Source organism: Devosia sp. 67-54, from assembly GCF_001899075.1.
Taxonomy (GTDB): domain Bacteria; phylum Pseudomonadota; class Alphaproteobacteria; order Rhizobiales; family Devosiaceae; genus Devosia_A.
Genome location: NZ_MKVA01000011.1, coordinates 61,031 through 76,356 on the forward strand (window position 1 = coordinate 61,031; position 15,326 = coordinate 76,356).

General features: G+C 64.7%; 13 protein-coding genes. 6 read left to right on the forward strand and 7 right to left on the reverse strand.

Annotated features, from left to right (window positions below; translation table 11 throughout):
- Nucleotides 1-81 precede the first annotated feature (81 nt).
- The 6 genes from BGO82_RS17075 to BGO82_RS17100 all read left to right on the forward strand — a co-directional run bounded on the left by BGO82_RS17075 (nucleotide 82) and on the right by BGO82_RS17100 (nucleotide 7,531).
- Nucleotides 82-1,359, forward strand: coding sequence for an ABC transporter substrate-binding protein (locus tag BGO82_RS17075; protein ID WP_291306828.1), 1,278 nt, complete (start codon nucleotides 82-84; stop codon nucleotides 1,357-1,359).
- 58 nt (nucleotides 1,360-1,417) lie between these two features.
- Nucleotides 1,418-2,335: a sugar ABC transporter permease gene (locus BGO82_RS17080; RefSeq protein ID WP_291306829.1), complete on the forward strand. Its 918-nt coding sequence runs from the start codon at nucleotides 1,418-1,420 to the stop codon at nucleotides 2,333-2,335.
- On the forward strand, nucleotides 2,335-3,153 hold the full coding sequence (locus tag BGO82_RS17085; RefSeq protein ID WP_291306830.1) for a carbohydrate ABC transporter permease: 819 nt from the start codon (nucleotides 2,335-2,337) through the stop codon (nucleotides 3,151-3,153). Before BGO82_RS17080 ends, BGO82_RS17085 begins: the two co-directional genes overlap by 1 nt.
- The gene (locus tag BGO82_RS17090) at nucleotides 3,150-5,207 is read left to right on the forward strand and encodes a GMC family oxidoreductase (protein ID WP_291306831.1); all 2,058 of its coding nucleotides are present in this window, start codon (nucleotides 3,150-3,152) and stop codon (nucleotides 5,205-5,207) included. The genes BGO82_RS17085 and BGO82_RS17090 overlap by 4 nt, the downstream gene beginning before the upstream one ends.
- An 8-nt stretch (nucleotides 5,208-5,215) precedes the next feature.
- Nucleotides 5,216-5,995, forward strand: a complete 780-nt coding sequence (locus BGO82_RS17095) for a sugar phosphate isomerase/epimerase (protein ID WP_291306832.1) — start codon at nucleotides 5,216-5,218, stop codon at nucleotides 5,993-5,995.
- A 375-nt stretch (nucleotides 5,996-6,370) separates the two neighbouring features.
- Complete coding sequence (locus BGO82_RS17100; RefSeq protein ID WP_291306833.1) at nucleotides 6,371-7,531, forward strand: ROK family transcriptional regulator; 1,161 nt, start codon at nucleotides 6,371-6,373, stop codon at nucleotides 7,529-7,531.
- 265 nt (nucleotides 7,532-7,796) lie between these two features.
- Here BGO82_RS17100 and BGO82_RS17105 read toward each other — a convergent pair whose 3' ends face one another.
- From BGO82_RS17105 to BGO82_RS17135, 7 genes are read right to left on the reverse strand one after another with little or no spacing between them, the layout of a single operon-like run.
- Entirely contained in the window at nucleotides 7,797-9,413 is a 1,617-nt protein-coding gene (locus tag BGO82_RS17105) for an amidohydrolase (protein WP_291306834.1), read from the reverse strand.
- Between the two features lie 40 nt (nucleotides 9,414-9,453).
- Nucleotides 9,454-10,605 (reverse strand): N-acetylglucosamine-6-phosphate deacetylase, encoded by a 1,152-nt coding sequence (gene nagA / locus BGO82_RS17110; RefSeq protein WP_291306835.1) that lies wholly within the window; start codon nucleotides 10,603-10,605, stop codon nucleotides 9,454-9,456.
- Nucleotides 10,598-11,623, reverse strand: a complete 1,026-nt coding sequence (locus BGO82_RS17115) for a Gfo/Idh/MocA family oxidoreductase (protein ID WP_291306836.1) — start codon at nucleotides 11,621-11,623, stop codon at nucleotides 10,598-10,600. The genes nagA and BGO82_RS17115 overlap by 8 nt, the downstream gene beginning before the upstream one ends.
- A complete protein-coding gene (locus tag BGO82_RS17120) occupies nucleotides 11,620-12,618 on the reverse strand; it encodes a Gfo/Idh/MocA family oxidoreductase (RefSeq protein WP_291306837.1) in 999 nt (332 codons plus the stop codon). Before BGO82_RS17120 ends, BGO82_RS17115 begins: the two co-directional genes overlap by 4 nt.
- A 4-nt stretch (nucleotides 12,619-12,622) precedes the next feature.
- Nucleotides 12,623-13,561 (reverse strand): ROK family protein, encoded by a 939-nt coding sequence (locus BGO82_RS17125; protein ID WP_291306838.1) that lies wholly within the window; start codon nucleotides 13,559-13,561, stop codon nucleotides 12,623-12,625.
- 50 nt (nucleotides 13,562-13,611) lie between these two features.
- Nucleotides 13,612-14,439, reverse strand: a complete 828-nt coding sequence (locus BGO82_RS17130; RefSeq protein ID WP_291306839.1) for a carbohydrate ABC transporter permease — start codon at nucleotides 14,437-14,439, stop codon at nucleotides 13,612-13,614.
- A complete protein-coding gene (locus BGO82_RS17135; RefSeq protein ID WP_291306840.1) occupies nucleotides 14,439-15,248 on the reverse strand; it encodes a sugar ABC transporter permease in 810 nt (269 codons plus the stop codon). The genes BGO82_RS17130 and BGO82_RS17135 overlap by 1 nt, the downstream gene beginning before the upstream one ends.
- Between the last annotated feature and the right edge of the window lie 78 nt (nucleotides 15,249-15,326).

Consider the following 15,326-nt stretch of genomic DNA (forward strand, 5'->3'; position numbering starts at 1 on the left):
TAACCGGACTATTGCCTCGATCCGCCGCCCGGCTCTGGGCGAAAACGACGGGGGAGTCCGTTCGTGAGGAGAGGAAATCCTATGTGGAAAGTCGGTTCGATCGCTCTCGGGGTCGCCATGCTTGCCGGTGTCGGCGGCGCCTATGCCCAGAGCACCACTGCCGAAGTGTGGAATTACTATGCTGCCGGCTCCGAGCTGGCCGGGATGACGGCGCTTATCGATCAGGCGAATGCCGCCAACCCGGACACCAAGTTCGTGAGCAAGGTCATTCCGGGCAATGTCGTGGAGATGCGTCGGCAGCTTCAGACCGCCTTCATCGGCAACAAGCCGCCGGCGGCTTACCAGACGTCGATGGCGTCGGAACTGAAGACCTTTGTGGATGGTGGCCGCCTGCATCCGCTGACCGACGTCTGGGCAAAGATCGATGGGGACAAGATCTTCCCTGAAGGCATCCAGCGCGTCGCCAAGATCAATGGCGTACCCTACGGACTTCCCTTCGATCTCGCCGAGATCAACAACATCTTCTACAACAAGGCGATCTTTGCGAAACTCGGGCTGACGCCGCCGACCGACTGGGACGGTTTCGTGAAGACCTGCGACGCTCTGCGCACGGCCGGCATCGAGCCCCTGGGCGATGCCGGCGGTCCGTTCTGGAGCCTCTACAATTTCTATGCGCCACTGATTTCGACTGTCGGCACCGACGGCTACTACAAGATTGCACGCGGCGAGCTCGCCTTCGACTCGCCGGAGTTCCGCAAGGCGCTCGAGCTCTATCGAGATACTGAGGTCAAGTGCTACGCCAAGAACTGGAGCGGCAAGAGCTGGACGCAGACCGCGGACGACCTGATCAACGGCAAGGTGGGCATGTACGGTATGGGCGTGTGGGTGGCCGGCTACATGAAGCAGGCCGGATTCAAGCCCGATACCGGCTATGACACCTTCCCTGCGCCCGGAACCGGCGACAAGGCGATCTTCCAGATGGACCTTTTCGCCGTGCCGGAGGGGACACCCGAGATGATCAAGGCCGGTGAGGAATTCGTGACCACCGTGGCGTCGGCGAAAGCACAGGAGGCCTTCGCGACGAACAAGGGTTCGATCTCGCCGAGCACCGAGGTCGACCCCTCGGTCTACGACGTCGATTTTGCCAAGTTCGCGACGCAACTCGCCACTGCGAGCAAGGCGAATGCCGTGCTCCCCAATCTCTTCTTCCTCCTGCCCACTGATGTCGGCACCGAGCTCGGCAACCAGATCGAGAAGTTTGCCATCGATCCGTCCGATGCAACGGAGCACGACGTCATCAGCACCCTGGAAGCCGCTCGCCAGAAGGCGATGGCCGACAACGCCTATACCAGTTGGTGATTATCTGGCGCCCGGCCTCGCCGGGCGCCCGACTACACGTTTTGAAGCAGAGACACACATGACATCCGTCGCTCCTGCACGCCGCCGGTTCTATTTCTCGCAGCGCGCCGTGCATTTGCTGTTTCTGGTGCTGCCCGTCCTGCTGTTCGTCACCTTTTTCATCTATCCCATCATTTCGACGTTCTACCTGTCCCTGCAGGACTGGGACGGCATTTCGAAATCCATGAAATTCATCGGCATGGCGAACTATGTCGAGCTGCTGCACGAGCCGCGGTTCTTTCATGCGGTTCTGAACAACGTCACCTGGCTGATCTTCCTGCTGCTCGGTCCCACCGGACTTGGTTTGCTGCTTGCCGCGATTCTTGATCGCGGCCTGCGCGGCGAGCGTGTGTTTCGCATCGTTTATTTCCTGCCGTTTACCATCCCCGCCGTCGCGGTCGCCGCTATCTGGCGCTGGGTCTACGAACCGACGAGCGGCCTGCTGACCACGGTGCTCAACGTCGTTGGCCTCGGCAGTCTGGCGCAGAACTGGCTCGGCGATCCGCATGTCGTCAATTTCGCCCTGATGGGCGCCGTCATGTGGTGGATGACGGGCTTCTCGTTCCTCGTTTTCTTTGCCGGACTGCGCAACATTCCGGTCGAATGCATCGAGGCGGCGCGGATCGAGGGAGCCACGCCCTGGCAGATCTTCTGGAAGGTGAGCTTCCCGCTGCTGTGGCCCTCGACCATCGTCGTGCTGGGAATATCGGCCGTGGATGCGATGCGCCTGTTCGATGTCGTGTGGGCAACGACCAATGGCGGCCCCGCCTACGCCTCCGAGGTGCTTGCCACCCAGATGTACGACGTTGCCTTTGGCCGCTTCGACATGGGCCGGGCAAGCGCGATCTCGGTCTACCTTCTGATCCTCGCCGGCGCGGTAATCATGCCATACCTCTACTATATGTCCCTGCGCGTGCAGGCCAGCGAGGCGGAGTGATGGCGACGCGCGTTTCGGCCGGCCGCGTCTCGGCCTATTTCATCGCCATAGTGGTCGCAGTGATCTTCCTCGCGCCTCTGGTCGTCGCAACGCTGACGGCGTTCAAGTCGCCGCGCGAGATTACGCAGGTTCTGTCGTTCCCGACTCAGCTCTACCTCGACAATTTCGTGGTGGCGGCGAACCAGATGGGGCGTAGCTTCCTCAACTCGCTGGCGATCACGATACCGGCGGTAATCTTCTCGGTCGTCCTCGGCGCGATCGGCGGCTATCCGCTCGCCTATATGCGGGGCGGCTCGAGCCGCTGGATCTATTTCTTTCTGCTGACGGGTATGCTGGTACCGTTTCAGATCGTGCAGATCCCGCTGTTCATCTTCATTCGCACCATTGGCCTCTACGATACCATTCCCGGCATGTGGCTCACCCACACGGCCTATTCCGTGCCGTTCTGCACGTTCTTCATGCGCAACTTCTTCGCGTCGGTTCCGCGCTCGATGTACGAGGCGGCGCTGATCGAGGGATGCGGCCCATTCGGCTATTTCTGGCGTCTGCTGCTGCCTGCCTCGACCTCTGGTCTGTCGGCGCTGGCGATCATTCAAAGCCGCTACATCTGGAACGATCTGCTGTTCGGCATCACCCTGACGAACGGCGATGAGGCGCAGCCGGCCACGGTGGCGATCGCCGGCTTCGTCAGTGGCGTCCAGGTTCAGTACGGTCCCCTGATGGCTGCCACCTTGGTGTCCGTGGTGCCGGTCATGGCCGCCTACCTGATCTTTCAAAAATCGTTCGTGCGTGGCCTGCTGGGCGGAGCCGGCAAATGAGCAGGATGATTTCACCGGCGATCGCCACCCTGTTGGATCGTCTCATTGACAGAATGGCTTCGACGGAACTTGGACTCACCGCGCATGAGCTGGGGGTTGGGGGATACGTCCTCGATCGCTTGCTGGCGGGCGACGCCCCCGAAGCGGCCGAGATCGTGGCGGGGCTGCAAAAGATCGTCGGGGAGGGGACGCACGCTGTCGCGACCGAAGCCCAGCTCGAGGCGCACGCACGCGAGCCCTGGTTTACGAGCCTCGCTCGCCTCGTCGCAGAGGGCGTCTATGCGAACCCGGGCAATGGCGGCAACCGGAATGCGGCATCCTGGGACGTGATCGGCTATGAGCATGGGCTGCCCGAAGGCCCTGACGGACCGCCGCCGTCTCGCCCTCTCCCCATACGGCGGCTCGACGCCGACCAGCTGGACTTCGACGCCATCGTCGTTGGAGCCGGCGCCGCGGGTGGCATCGTCGCCCACAGCCTGGCGCAGGCAGGCCGAACGGTTCTGCTGGTCGAGCGCGGACACGAGCGGGGCTACGCCGAGGGTGGGTATCGCGACCATCTGCGCAACCAGCGATACGCCCGATACGGAATGAACACGGATCCGGCCCTCGAAGGCAATCCCCGTATCGGGATCGACCCCGAGGGCCGGGCGGTTGTCGCCCGTCCGTATGAATGGGCCTATCATCACAGTGCCGGCGGCGTCGGCTCCGGCACGACGGTTTTCGGTGGGCTCGCCTGGCGCTTTCATCCCGACGACTTTCGAATGGCCAGCCGCTATGGCGTGCCCGACGGGTCCTCGCTCGCCGATTGGCCGATCGGATACGCCGATCTTGAGCCCTGGTATGACAGGGCAGAAAACGACATCGGTGTCAGCGGCGAGGCAGGCAATCCTCACGAAGGGCATCGGAGCCGCGGCTATCCAATGCCGCCGCTGCCGCGTCGGCTTGCCGGCGACCGGCTGGCCGAAGGCGCGCGACGGCTGGGGCTCGATACCTTCCATCCGCCGCTGCTCGTCAATAGCGTTCCGCGCGACGGCCGCGGCGCCTGCATCGAATGCGGCAGCTGTGTCGGCTTCCAATGCCCCTCCAATGCCAAGAACGGCACTTACGCCACCGCGATCCCCAGGGCGCTCGCGACCGGGCGATGCCATCTGATCACCGAGGCCATGGTGACCTCGATCGAGCATGACGACACGGGTCAGGTGTCCGGGGTACGGCTCGTTCAGCCGCAGGCCGATGGCAGCATGGTGGCGACCTCGGTGCGGGCCCGTCTCGTCGTCGTCAGCGCCGGCGCGATTGAAACGGCGCGGCTCCTGCTGGCGTCGCGGTCCGATTTCTACCCGAACGGCCTTGGCAATGATCACGATCAGGTGGGCCGGCATCTGCAGGGACACACCTACCCAACAGCGTTCGGGCTGTTCGATGACGAGGTTCACAGCTCGCGCGGACCGGGTGTGACGATCGCGACCTGTGACTACAACCACGGCAATCCCGGCGTCATTGGCGGCGCCATGCTGGCCGACGACTTCGTCATGCCGCCGATCATGTTCTGGGAAAACGCTTTGCCCCCGGCTCTTCCCCGCTGGGGAGCCGAAGCTCACCGCTTCATGCGCGACAACTACAAGCGGGTTCTGCAGGTCAAAGGGCCCGTCCATGAAATACCGAACCCGGATTGCCGGGTGACCCTGGCCGCGCTCACCGATCGATGCGGCATGCCCGTGGCGCACCTGCACGGAACCACCCACCCCGAAACCGTCAGGACGGCGCGCTTCATCCTCGGCAAAGCCAAGGAATGGATCGAGGCCTCGGGCGCCCGCGCCGTGTGGGGCGCGGAGCCGCGGCTTCACATGTCGGCCGGCCAGCATCAGGCCGGAACATGCCGCATGGGCCTCGATCCCCGGACCTCGGTCACCGACTCGTATGGTCGCGTCTGGGGACACGAAAACCTCTTCGTCTGCGACGCATCGCTGCATCCGACCAATGGCGGCTTCAACCCAGTGCTGACCATCATGGCGATGGCGTTCCGCAACGCCGATCATATCCTGCGCTCCACGTGAGAATCTCGATGCCGTCCACGCTTTCGTTTCAGCTCTGGTCCTCGCGCGACGATCCTTCGCTGCGCCGGCAGCTCGATGTCCTCAAAAGCGCGGGATACACGGACGTGCAGCCCCATCATGCGCAGTATGGCGATCCGGCGGAGCTGCGCCGGCAGCTCGACGAGGTGGGGCTGACCGCCAAGTCCTCGCACATCCACTACGACATGCTGCGCGAAGCGAGCTTTGACGAGACAGTAAGGACAATGCGCACGATCGGGACCGAGCTGGTAATCATGCCCTGGCTTCCGAATCCGCTCATTCCTACAGACGCCGCCGGATGGCGTGCCATCGGCAGGGAGATGGCGGTCGCCGCAAAGCGTTTGGCCGGCGAGGGGCTGAGCTTTGCCTGGCACAATCACGGCGCGGAAGTGACGGCATTGCCGGATGGAACATATCCCATCGAGCATTTGCTCGGTGACGACCTGCAGTGGGAGATCGACATCGGGTGGACCGTTTCCGCGGGATCAGACCCATCCACCTGGCTCGACCGCTACGCAGGGCGAATACCGGCTATCCATGTCAAGGACGTCCCGGCACCTGGCCAAGGCATCCCGGAAGAGTTGGGGCAGACGACCATCGGTGCGGGCGTTGTCCCGTGGGATATGCTCTGGAACCAATGTATCCGTGCCGGAGCCTGGCTGATGGTTGCCGAGCACGATCAACCCTTAGACTATGCCCGCTTTGCGCGCGAAAGCGCCGCCAGAATGAAGTCCCTTCAACGTGTCGAGGTGGAAAATCCGACTGTCTAGTCGGGCAAGCTCCCGGAATTGCCACCATTCCCGAAGCGCGGACCATCTTTCCCGCCAAGACGGCCGACGGAGCTCTCGATCCTTTCGCCAGCGCCACGAACTGTCTTCGCATCCACGGGCTGGCCCGGCGCTGATGCAAGCGGGACAGCGAACCTTCCCGGCTCACGATCGAGCCTGGCGTTCTCAACGGCGGCGCCAATCCACAGAAGCGTGTGCAAGTCGGTTGACCTCTTTATTCTTGAATGAAGAATATGATGTCGTACTGCTATTCTTGTCAATTGTCCGCGTTGGCCTGTATCGCGACCTGCGACGCAGAATGCTTCACGTCAACTATCTAGAATGGCGGTACAGATTCTGAAGAGAGCTATTTGATCGATGCATAAATCCTATATCCGCCGATTTCACGCGAACGAGATTTTCCACCGGATCCGGATTGAACCGCAGATCTCCCAGCGGGACATCATTGCCAGGACGGGCTTCGACAAGTCTACGGTGTCCTCCATCGTCAACCGCTTCGACGAGTTGGGTCTGATCCGCAGATCGTCCAATGGTCCTGGCTCGAAACGGGGTCGCCCGGCCGAAGGGTTGTCGATCTCTCCCGATAAGGGCCTGCTGATTGGCGTCCAGGTCGAGAGGACAGCGCTTTCGTTCGTGATTTCCGCGCTGGATGGACAACCGCTCGTCACCCAGCAGCAGCGGTTCGATGGTGGCGTTGGCAAGCTCGACACTCTGATCGCTAGGGGCATCGCCAAGGTGCGCGCGGCCTGCGACAGACCAGGAGAGATCCTCGGGGTGGGTGTCTCTCTGCCTGGCCTGGTGACGGATGAGGGCCTGCTCGTTCATGCGCCCATCGTTGGCTGGCACGACGTTCCAGTCTTCGACCTGCTCAGCTCCAAGGTGCATTACCCGCTGTTCATCGGCAACGACGTGAAGGCGGCCGCGATGGCCGAGCACATGTTTGGCGATTGCGTTGACGAGGATGATTTCATCTACCTGTTTTCAGGCTCCGGTGTCGGCGGCGCCCTTTTCCTGGGGGGCGAGATGTATGGTGGAGCGACTGGCCTGGCCGGCGAACTGGGGCACGTTAAAGTGGTGCCACAGGGGCGGCCGTGCTCATGCGGGTCCTACGGTTGCTTGTCCGCCTACGTCGCGGGATATGCGATGACCTCCGAGGTCCAGCATCTTGGGATCGAGGGCGTTTCGGAGTTTGGAGATGTCCTGAAGCAGGCCGCGGGCGGCAATCTCGTCGTGCTCGACGTCCTGAATCGCGCGGCGTTGATGCTTGGCGCCGGCATCGCCAACTTTATCAATATTTTCAACCCTCCTCTGGTGATGCTCGGTGGCGACCTCGCTCGCGCCGAAGCATATCTTCGTCCGGCCACGGAGCAGGAGGCTCGCCGACTTGCGCATCCTTCGATGTTCGCACAAACGCGGATCACCTTCTCCAAGATCTCCGCATCGAAGTCCTATCTCGGCGGCGTTGCCCTCGCCTTGGATGGCGTCACGGGCCTGGACGCATCGCACGTCCTTCCCTGAGGAGCGCATTCAGGCGATCGGTTTCCGCACCGGTTCGCGACTAAAGCGAAGTGCATAGGACAGATCGATAAAAACGCCTGAGTCTGGTGGCCCAAAAGGCTGCTCAGCCGCCTGTCCGCTAGGTGTCTCGTTGTGTGTGATGGAATCAGCTTGGCCGATCCTTGTTGGAGAGATCGGCTATGGGACAGATATTTGGGCCGGCGGCCCCTCTTCGAGCTACCGAAGCGCCGCATCATCGTCGACGCGGGCAACCCAGCAGTTTCCGTCAGCCGAAAAGCCCGTCGGGGTCGTGTGATGCTTCGCCCCCCACCACAGTCGCCCGCACGCCGATGTCAGAGATGGCGGAGCTGGCGACAACACACGGATCGGCGTCTAGCACAACCAGGTCGGCGAGCTGGCGAGACGCGATGGTACCGACCTCTTGCTCGACGCCGGCCGCATAGGCTGCAGCCTGGGTATAAAGGCGCAACGCCTCCGCCGCTGTAATAATCTCGTCGGCCCCGTAGGCGGCGCCAGACGCGGTGCGGCGCTCGAGCAGAGCCTGGATGCCGACCAGAGGCGCACCGGGGGCCACGGGGCGGTCGGAACTCGCGGCCACGGCTATGCCGGCGTCGAGCAAGCTGCGGGCGCGGATCGACCAGGGAACGTGGTTCGCGCCGAAGTGATGTGCGAGCGCATCGCCAAACTCCGAAATGAACACCGGCTGGATCACGACCACGACGCCAAGACGCTTGATCCGTGCGAGCTGGTCGGGCCGGAGCAGGCCCCCATGCTCGATGCGGTGCCGCCTGGAACGCACCTCGGCCTCCGGACCGGCCGCCTCAATTGCATCGAGGAAGAGGTCGGCCGCGTGGTCGCCCATGGCGTGGACGGCGACCTGCCAGCCCGAACGATGGGCTTCGATGATGTGGCGGCGCAACCGGGCCGGGTCGTCGACCAGCGCGGTGTCGTCGTGATTGGTGGCGTGCTTGCCGGCCGAACCGGCCCCGTCGAGCCAGACCTTCATCGCCGAGATTCGGACACGATCGCTGCCCATCCCGGTGTGCAATCCCAGGTCGAGCCCGAATGATCCTGGATCGTCGGGATGGTGGAGAACATCGTGAAAGAGCTCGTTGTAGACCATCAGATTGGCGCGGGTGTGCGTACGCCCGGTGCGCGCGGCAAGTTGCCAGGCACCAATCTCCTGCGGGCTATGGTCGACACCGGGGCAGCCGATGCCGGCGTCGGTGAGGCTGGTCACGCCTTCGCTGGCGTATTGCCGCGTCGCCACCTCGATCGCGTCGACGATCTGCGCCACCGAACCTGGGCCAACAGCGACCTTCACCGGCTCCATCGCGGCCTCTTCAAGGAGGCCGGTCGGGACGCCCGAAGCGTCGCGATGGACGTATTCTTCCGCGCCTTCCGGCAGGGGCGACGGCAGTAACTGCAGCACCGCAGACGAGACCGCGCACATATGCCCGGACCGGTGCGTCAGCCACACCGGCCGGCCGCCGGCCGCACGGTCCAGCTCAGCCGCCGTGGGGTGCCGGCCCAGACCGGACCGGTCGAGGTAGCCGACGCCGATCACCCAGCTCTCCTTCGAGAGCTTGGAAGCATACGCGGCCACCCGGTCGAGCACCACATCGATCGTCGGGGCGTCGCTGAGCTCGAGCTGCTTGGCCGCAACGCCGTAGGAGGTCGGGTGACAGTGCGCGTCGTGGAAGCCGGGCAGCAGCGTCGCGCCATCGAGGTCGATCACCCGCGTCGCGGGAAGCGAGTCGACCTGCTCGTCCACGCCGACAATTCGGCCGTTCCAGACTCCAACGCTGCGCGCCGCGGGGCGAGCAGTGTCCATCGTGTGCACGGTCGCGCCGCGCAACAGCAGATCCAGCTTGAAGCCCATCACACCCATCCTCCCGATCCTGGCATTCTGTTCGGCCGACTTACGCCGCTGCCGGCTCGTGCAGTGCGCCACCCACCATCGTCCAGAGCAGGCGATGGTCGGAGTCGAACGCCGTCAGATCGGCATCGCGGCCCTGCGAGATCCGTCCGCGTGTCGACGACAGGCCGATCACACGGGCAGGCACTTCAGTGGCCGACCGCACCGCATCGGCGAGCGGCACCTTGGCCCATTCGGCGAAATTGGCGACCCCTCGTTCGAGAGTCAGCATGCTGCCAGCGAGCGTGCCGTCCGCCAGCCGCGCGGAGCGGGCCGAGATGATGACGTGCTGCTCCTCGAGCTCGTATTCGCCGTCCGGCATTCCGGCTGCGGAAATCGAATCGGTGACGAGGGCGACACCGTCGATCCCCTTGGCCACGGCCGCCAGCGCCACTGCTCTGGGATGGACATGGATGCCGTCGACGATCAGCTCGCAGACCAGCCGGGGATCGGTGAGGCCGGCGCCGATCAGCCCTGGTTCGCGATGCCGGAACGGGCTCATGCCGTTGAAGAAGTGGGTTACCGACCGCGCTCCGATGTCGACCGCGTGATCGACCTGGGCGAGGGTCGCCACCGAGTGTCCGATGGTGCAGGCGATGCCCTCGGCGAGAGCGCGTTCGATGATGGCATCCGCCCCCTCGAGTTCGGGGGCAATCGTCATCAGTCGGATATGTCCGCCGGCAGCGTCCAGCACCTCGGCGAAAAGCTCGGCATCAGGGGCGAGAGCCGACTCCGGACGGAAAGCGCCGAGCGCGTGCGGGCTGATGAAGGGACCTTCGAGGTGCACCCCGAGGCATCGCGCTCCACCGCTCGGCGATGCCGCGAGATACGAGCGGACGGCGCCCAGGCCGGCCAGGATGTGCTCCCGGCTGCCGCCAATCGTCGCGAGGAAGCCGGTGACGCCGTGCGCGGCGTAGAATCGGGCGAGCCGATCCATGTCGGCGGCCGGACCGTCGATGACCTGAACGCCGCCGCCGCCATGCGTGTGGATGTCGAGCAGACCCGGCACAACCGTCGCTGCGGACGCATCGATGACGCCCTCGGTGCGTGGCGGATCAATCGATGCGATGCGGCCGTCCGCGATCGTCAGCGTGACCGGCCCGGTAAGCTGGCCATCGACGACAGCCTGGCCGGCCAAGACTGCCAGATCAGCCAAGATCGCCTCCGGCCGTCGGCACGAAAGCCTCGGATTTGACCGAGACATAGGCCGCGCATGCGACCTCGACGGCGCGCAGTCCGTCTTCGCCGGTGGCGCAGGGGTGGAGCACCCGTCCTTCGGCCAGCGATTGCAGGAACCCCTCGACCATCGCTTGGTCAACGTCCGGCTCGAACGGTGCCAGCGCGTGCGTGCGCACACCGTGCTGACCTGATATCTGCAGCGCCTCGCGGCCGCTGGCGATGGTCAACGATCCCTCGGTGCCGACCAGGCGCAGGTAGAAATCGTAGTCCCACACATTGGTCGGCGTCACCGACCAGCTCGGATCGACGCTAGCCGGCACGTCGTCGCCGAACACCACCGAGACCAGCGCGCTGTCCTCTACCTTGAGATTGGTGAAGAGCGTGCCGGTTTCGGCCAGCACCTCCTTCGCCTCGAGGCCGGAGACGAACCGCATGGCATCGACGACATGCACCGAGTGGTCGATCAGCGCGCCGCCGCCGGCCGCTTCGGCGTCCGTGATCCAGGCGGGATAGCGTGGAGGTAGCGGAGGGCGGCCGCGATTGCCGCCGACCATGCCGCGCAACGTGCCGATCTCGCCGCGCGCCAAGATATCGCGCGCCTGCATCACAATGGGATAGAACCGGGTGACGAACGCCGTGTGCAACTGCACGCCGTGCGTCCTGCACACCTCGACCATCGCCGCGGCGTCGTCAACATTGGTGGCGAGCGGCTTCTCGCTCAGCACGTGCAGCCCGCGCGCGGCCGCCAACTCGACAAGCTCGCGATGCCGGTTGGTTGCACTGCAGACGATCGCGGCGGCCGGATGCGTCGTCTCGATCAACTGCACGGCATCAGCGAAATACGGGACGCCCAGATCGGACGCCACCGGCGTCCCGAGTTCGGGCGAGGAATCGTAGACGCCAACCAGCCGGCCGAGCCCACTGCGGCCGAGGGCGCCAGCGTAGGACCTGGCGTGCGGGCCGTGCTCGACGCCCAAGATCACAACATCGATCATCGCGCTGCCTCCTTGCTGCCCGTGAGGTGCACCACGCGCCTGGTGCGCAGCGACTCGACCGCTGCCAGCGCCACCTCGAGCGCAAGCAGGCCGTCTTCGGCCGGCACCGGGCTCGGCCCGCCCGACTCGACGGCATCGAGGAACGCCTTGATCTGGGCGACGAAGCCGCGATTGCCGAGCTGGCTCATGGCCCGCGCCGGAGCTCCGGCGCGTTTCAGGCTGGCGACCGCGGTGCCGGCGTAATCCCAGGTAATCCGGCCGGCGCTGCCGGTGAGCTCGGTCGTCAGCTCGAGCCCATGGCCGGCGGGGTGCCCCCAGCTGGTTTCGACCACCGCCATCGCGCCATTGTCGTAGCGCACGGTGGCGATGGCGTAGTCGACCACGCCGTCGGCCCGGGCCGAGCCGATCGCATGCACGCGCACCGGCCGGGCGCCGCTGACCCAGTTGAGATAGTCGAAGGAATGGATCGCCAGATCGACCAGAGGTCCGCCTGACTGGTCGGCATCGCCGAGCCAGTCATGCTCGCTCCATGTCGGCCGCTCGCCAACCAGCGACTGCGACATCATCCGCAGCTCGCCGATCCGCCCGGCGCGCACCGCGCGATAGGCCGCGTCATGGTCGGGCTCGAAACGCGAGACGTGCCCGATCATCAGCAGCCCCGGTCCGCGCCGTCCGGCCGCGACGATCCGCTCGCCATCGGCCATGGTGCGGGCCACGGGCTTCTCGCAGAGCACGTGCTTACCGGCTCCAAGCGCCGCGACCGCCAGGTCGGCGTGGGTGGGCGAGGGCGTGCAGATGCTGACCACCTCCACATCGGAGGCGAGCAGGGCATCGAGAGAAGGAAGGACGCGCGCGCCATATTTCCCCGCGAGGGCGGCTGCCTTCTCGGCCACGGGCTCGACGACGTAGGCCAGTTCGGCACGCGGATCGGCGGCATAGCCGCGGGCATGAGACTGCGCGATATAGCCCGCGCCAACTATTCCGATCTTCACCATGATATCACCACCGGGTTCTGCGGCGGTCGTCGCGCAGCAGCTGCGAGCGATGTGCGGCGCCAAGAACGCCGGACTCTCCGCCAAGCGCCGCGGGGACGACCCGTACCGTCGCCTCGACGTCGGCGAGCTGTTCGTCGAATACCTCCTGCAGCCGGTCGAGCAGGAGCGGTCCGACCTCGGACACCCCGCCGCCCACCATCAGCAATTGCAGGTCGAGCACGGTCATGTAGTCGGCCAGCACGCGGCCAAGATGTCCCGCAGCATCATGGATGGCGTTGATGGCCCGCGCGTCGCCTTTGGCGGCCGCGGCGGCGACCGCTTCCACACCGCCGACCGTGATGCCGGCGGCCCGCGCGATCGCCGGTCCGGACGCGACGGTTTCGAGGCAGCCATAGCGGCCGCAGTTGCATTGGATGCCGTCGGCGACGGCGCGCACATGGCCGATCTCGCCAGCCAGGCCCCTGACGCCGCGGTACACCTGCCAGTCGAAGACGAAGGACATCGACACGCCGGTGCCGATGTTGAGATAGGCCACGTCGGCCTGGCCGATCCCCGCACCGGCGATCAACTCGCCGAACGCCGCGGCCTTCACGTCGTGGATCACCGTGGTCGGGTGGCCCACGGCGCTCTGCACCTCGGCTACGACCTCGTAGTTGACGATCTTGAGGACCGGCGCGTCGCGCACGATGCCGCGGACCGAATCGACGGTCCCCGGCATCCCGATCACCACCGGACCCACCGCGATGCCGCCGGCCCTGGCCACCTCGAGCAGCCCCGAGGCGACCGAGATGCAGGCCTCGACCACCGCGCGACCGCCTTCCTTCGGCGTCGGCATCCACTTGCGGGCCACCACCGAGCCCGACGGTTCTATTACGACACCGGCGATCTTCGAACCGCCGACATCGATGCCGATCCCGCCAGACGGCGATCCCGTCTCTGTCATAGTCACGTCTATGTCGCTCCCTTTGCGCGCTGCGGCGATGTTCCCGGGTCTCACTTCAACCCCGTCGTGGCCATGCCTTCGATGAAGCGCCGCTGCATGAACAGGAAAACGATGAGCAGCGGCAGCACCGTCATCGTGGCCGCTGCCATCTGCAGATCGGTGCGGGTGAGGAACCGTCCCGCGAACTGCGCCAGCCCCAGCGGCAGGGTGTACATGTCGGGAGACGAGGCCACGAGCAGCGGCCAGAGAAACGACTCCCAACTCGTCACCAGCGTGAAGATCGTGAGCGCAGACAGCGCGGGCCTCGTCAGTGGCAGCACGATCTGGAAGAAGATTCGGAGCTCACCGGCGCCGTCGACCCGGGCGCTCTCGATCAGCTGAGTCGGGATCGACATCATGTACTGCCGCATCAGGAAGATGCCGAACGCATCGACGAGCGACGGCAGCACCATGCCGCCATAGGTATTGAGCAGATTGAGGTCGCTGGCCAGCACATAGAGCGGGATCACCCGCACCTGGAACGGGATCATCAGCGTTGCCAGAACGACGACGAAGAGCACGTCGCGGCCGGGAAAGCGGAACTTGGCAAACGCATATCCCGCCAGCGAACTGGTCAGCAGGACACTCACGACGCTGATCGCCGAGATGATCACGCTGTTGATGAAATAGCGGACGAAATCGGCGGTCTTGAAGACCGCCTTGTAGTTGTCAAGATTGACATGCTTGGGCAGGATGGTCGGCGGAAAAGCGAGAATTTCCGGCAACGTCTTTAACGAGGCCAGCACCATCCAGATGAGCGGCGTGAGCATGGTGACCGCGCCCACGAGCAGCAGCATGTACTTGGCGACGTCAACGGATCGCTTCGCTCCGGTTTGCATCAGTACTCGAACTTCCGTTGGATCAGGCGAAACTGGATGAGCGTGACGATCATGATGAGGACGAAGAGCAGGAACGCCGCGGCCGAGCCATAACCCATCTCGAGCGGTCGGAACGTCTGCTCGACGATGTACAGGACCACCGAACGTGTACTGCCGAGCGGACCACCGGGAAGCCGCTGCGGCGAGCCGGTCATAACGTAGGTCTGGGTAAACAGCTGCAGCCCGTTGATGACACCGATCACGGCCGCCAGAACGATACTCGGGTTGAGCAGCGGCAGCGTGACATACCAGAAGCTGCGCCACGGCCCGGCCCCGTCGATGCGCGCCGCATCGGTCACTTCGCGCGGGATCGCCTGCAGGCCCGCGAGGAAGATCACCATGTAAAAGCCCATGTCGCGCCAGATGGTCATCAGCGCGATGCCCGGAAGCGCCCAGTCGGGCGACGCGAGCCATCCGGGCCCGTTGATGCCGACCCAGCCCAACACGGTGTTGACCAGCCCGAACGAGGGCTCGAGAAGCGCGCGCCAAACAAACGCGACCGCGACCAGAGAGGTCACCACGGGGACGAAATAGATCGTCCGGAAGATCCCCCGAAACCGCAGGCCGGCACCGTTGAGCAGCACCGCCACGAACAGTGCCAGCGCGATCGCGGGCAGCACGCTGAGTACCGTGAAGTACAGCGTCACCAGGACCGATTTGTGGAAGTCGCCATCTTCGAAGATCAGCCGGCGATAATTGTCCAGCCCAACGAAGGTCTTTTCGGCACCGAGAAGCCATTTGTAGAGACTGAACTGCAGGGCCCGCGCCATCGGATAGAAGACGGTCAGCCCAAGAAGGATGAGGGCAGGAGCCAGGAAGAGGAAGGCCCAGCGTGTCTCATGACGACG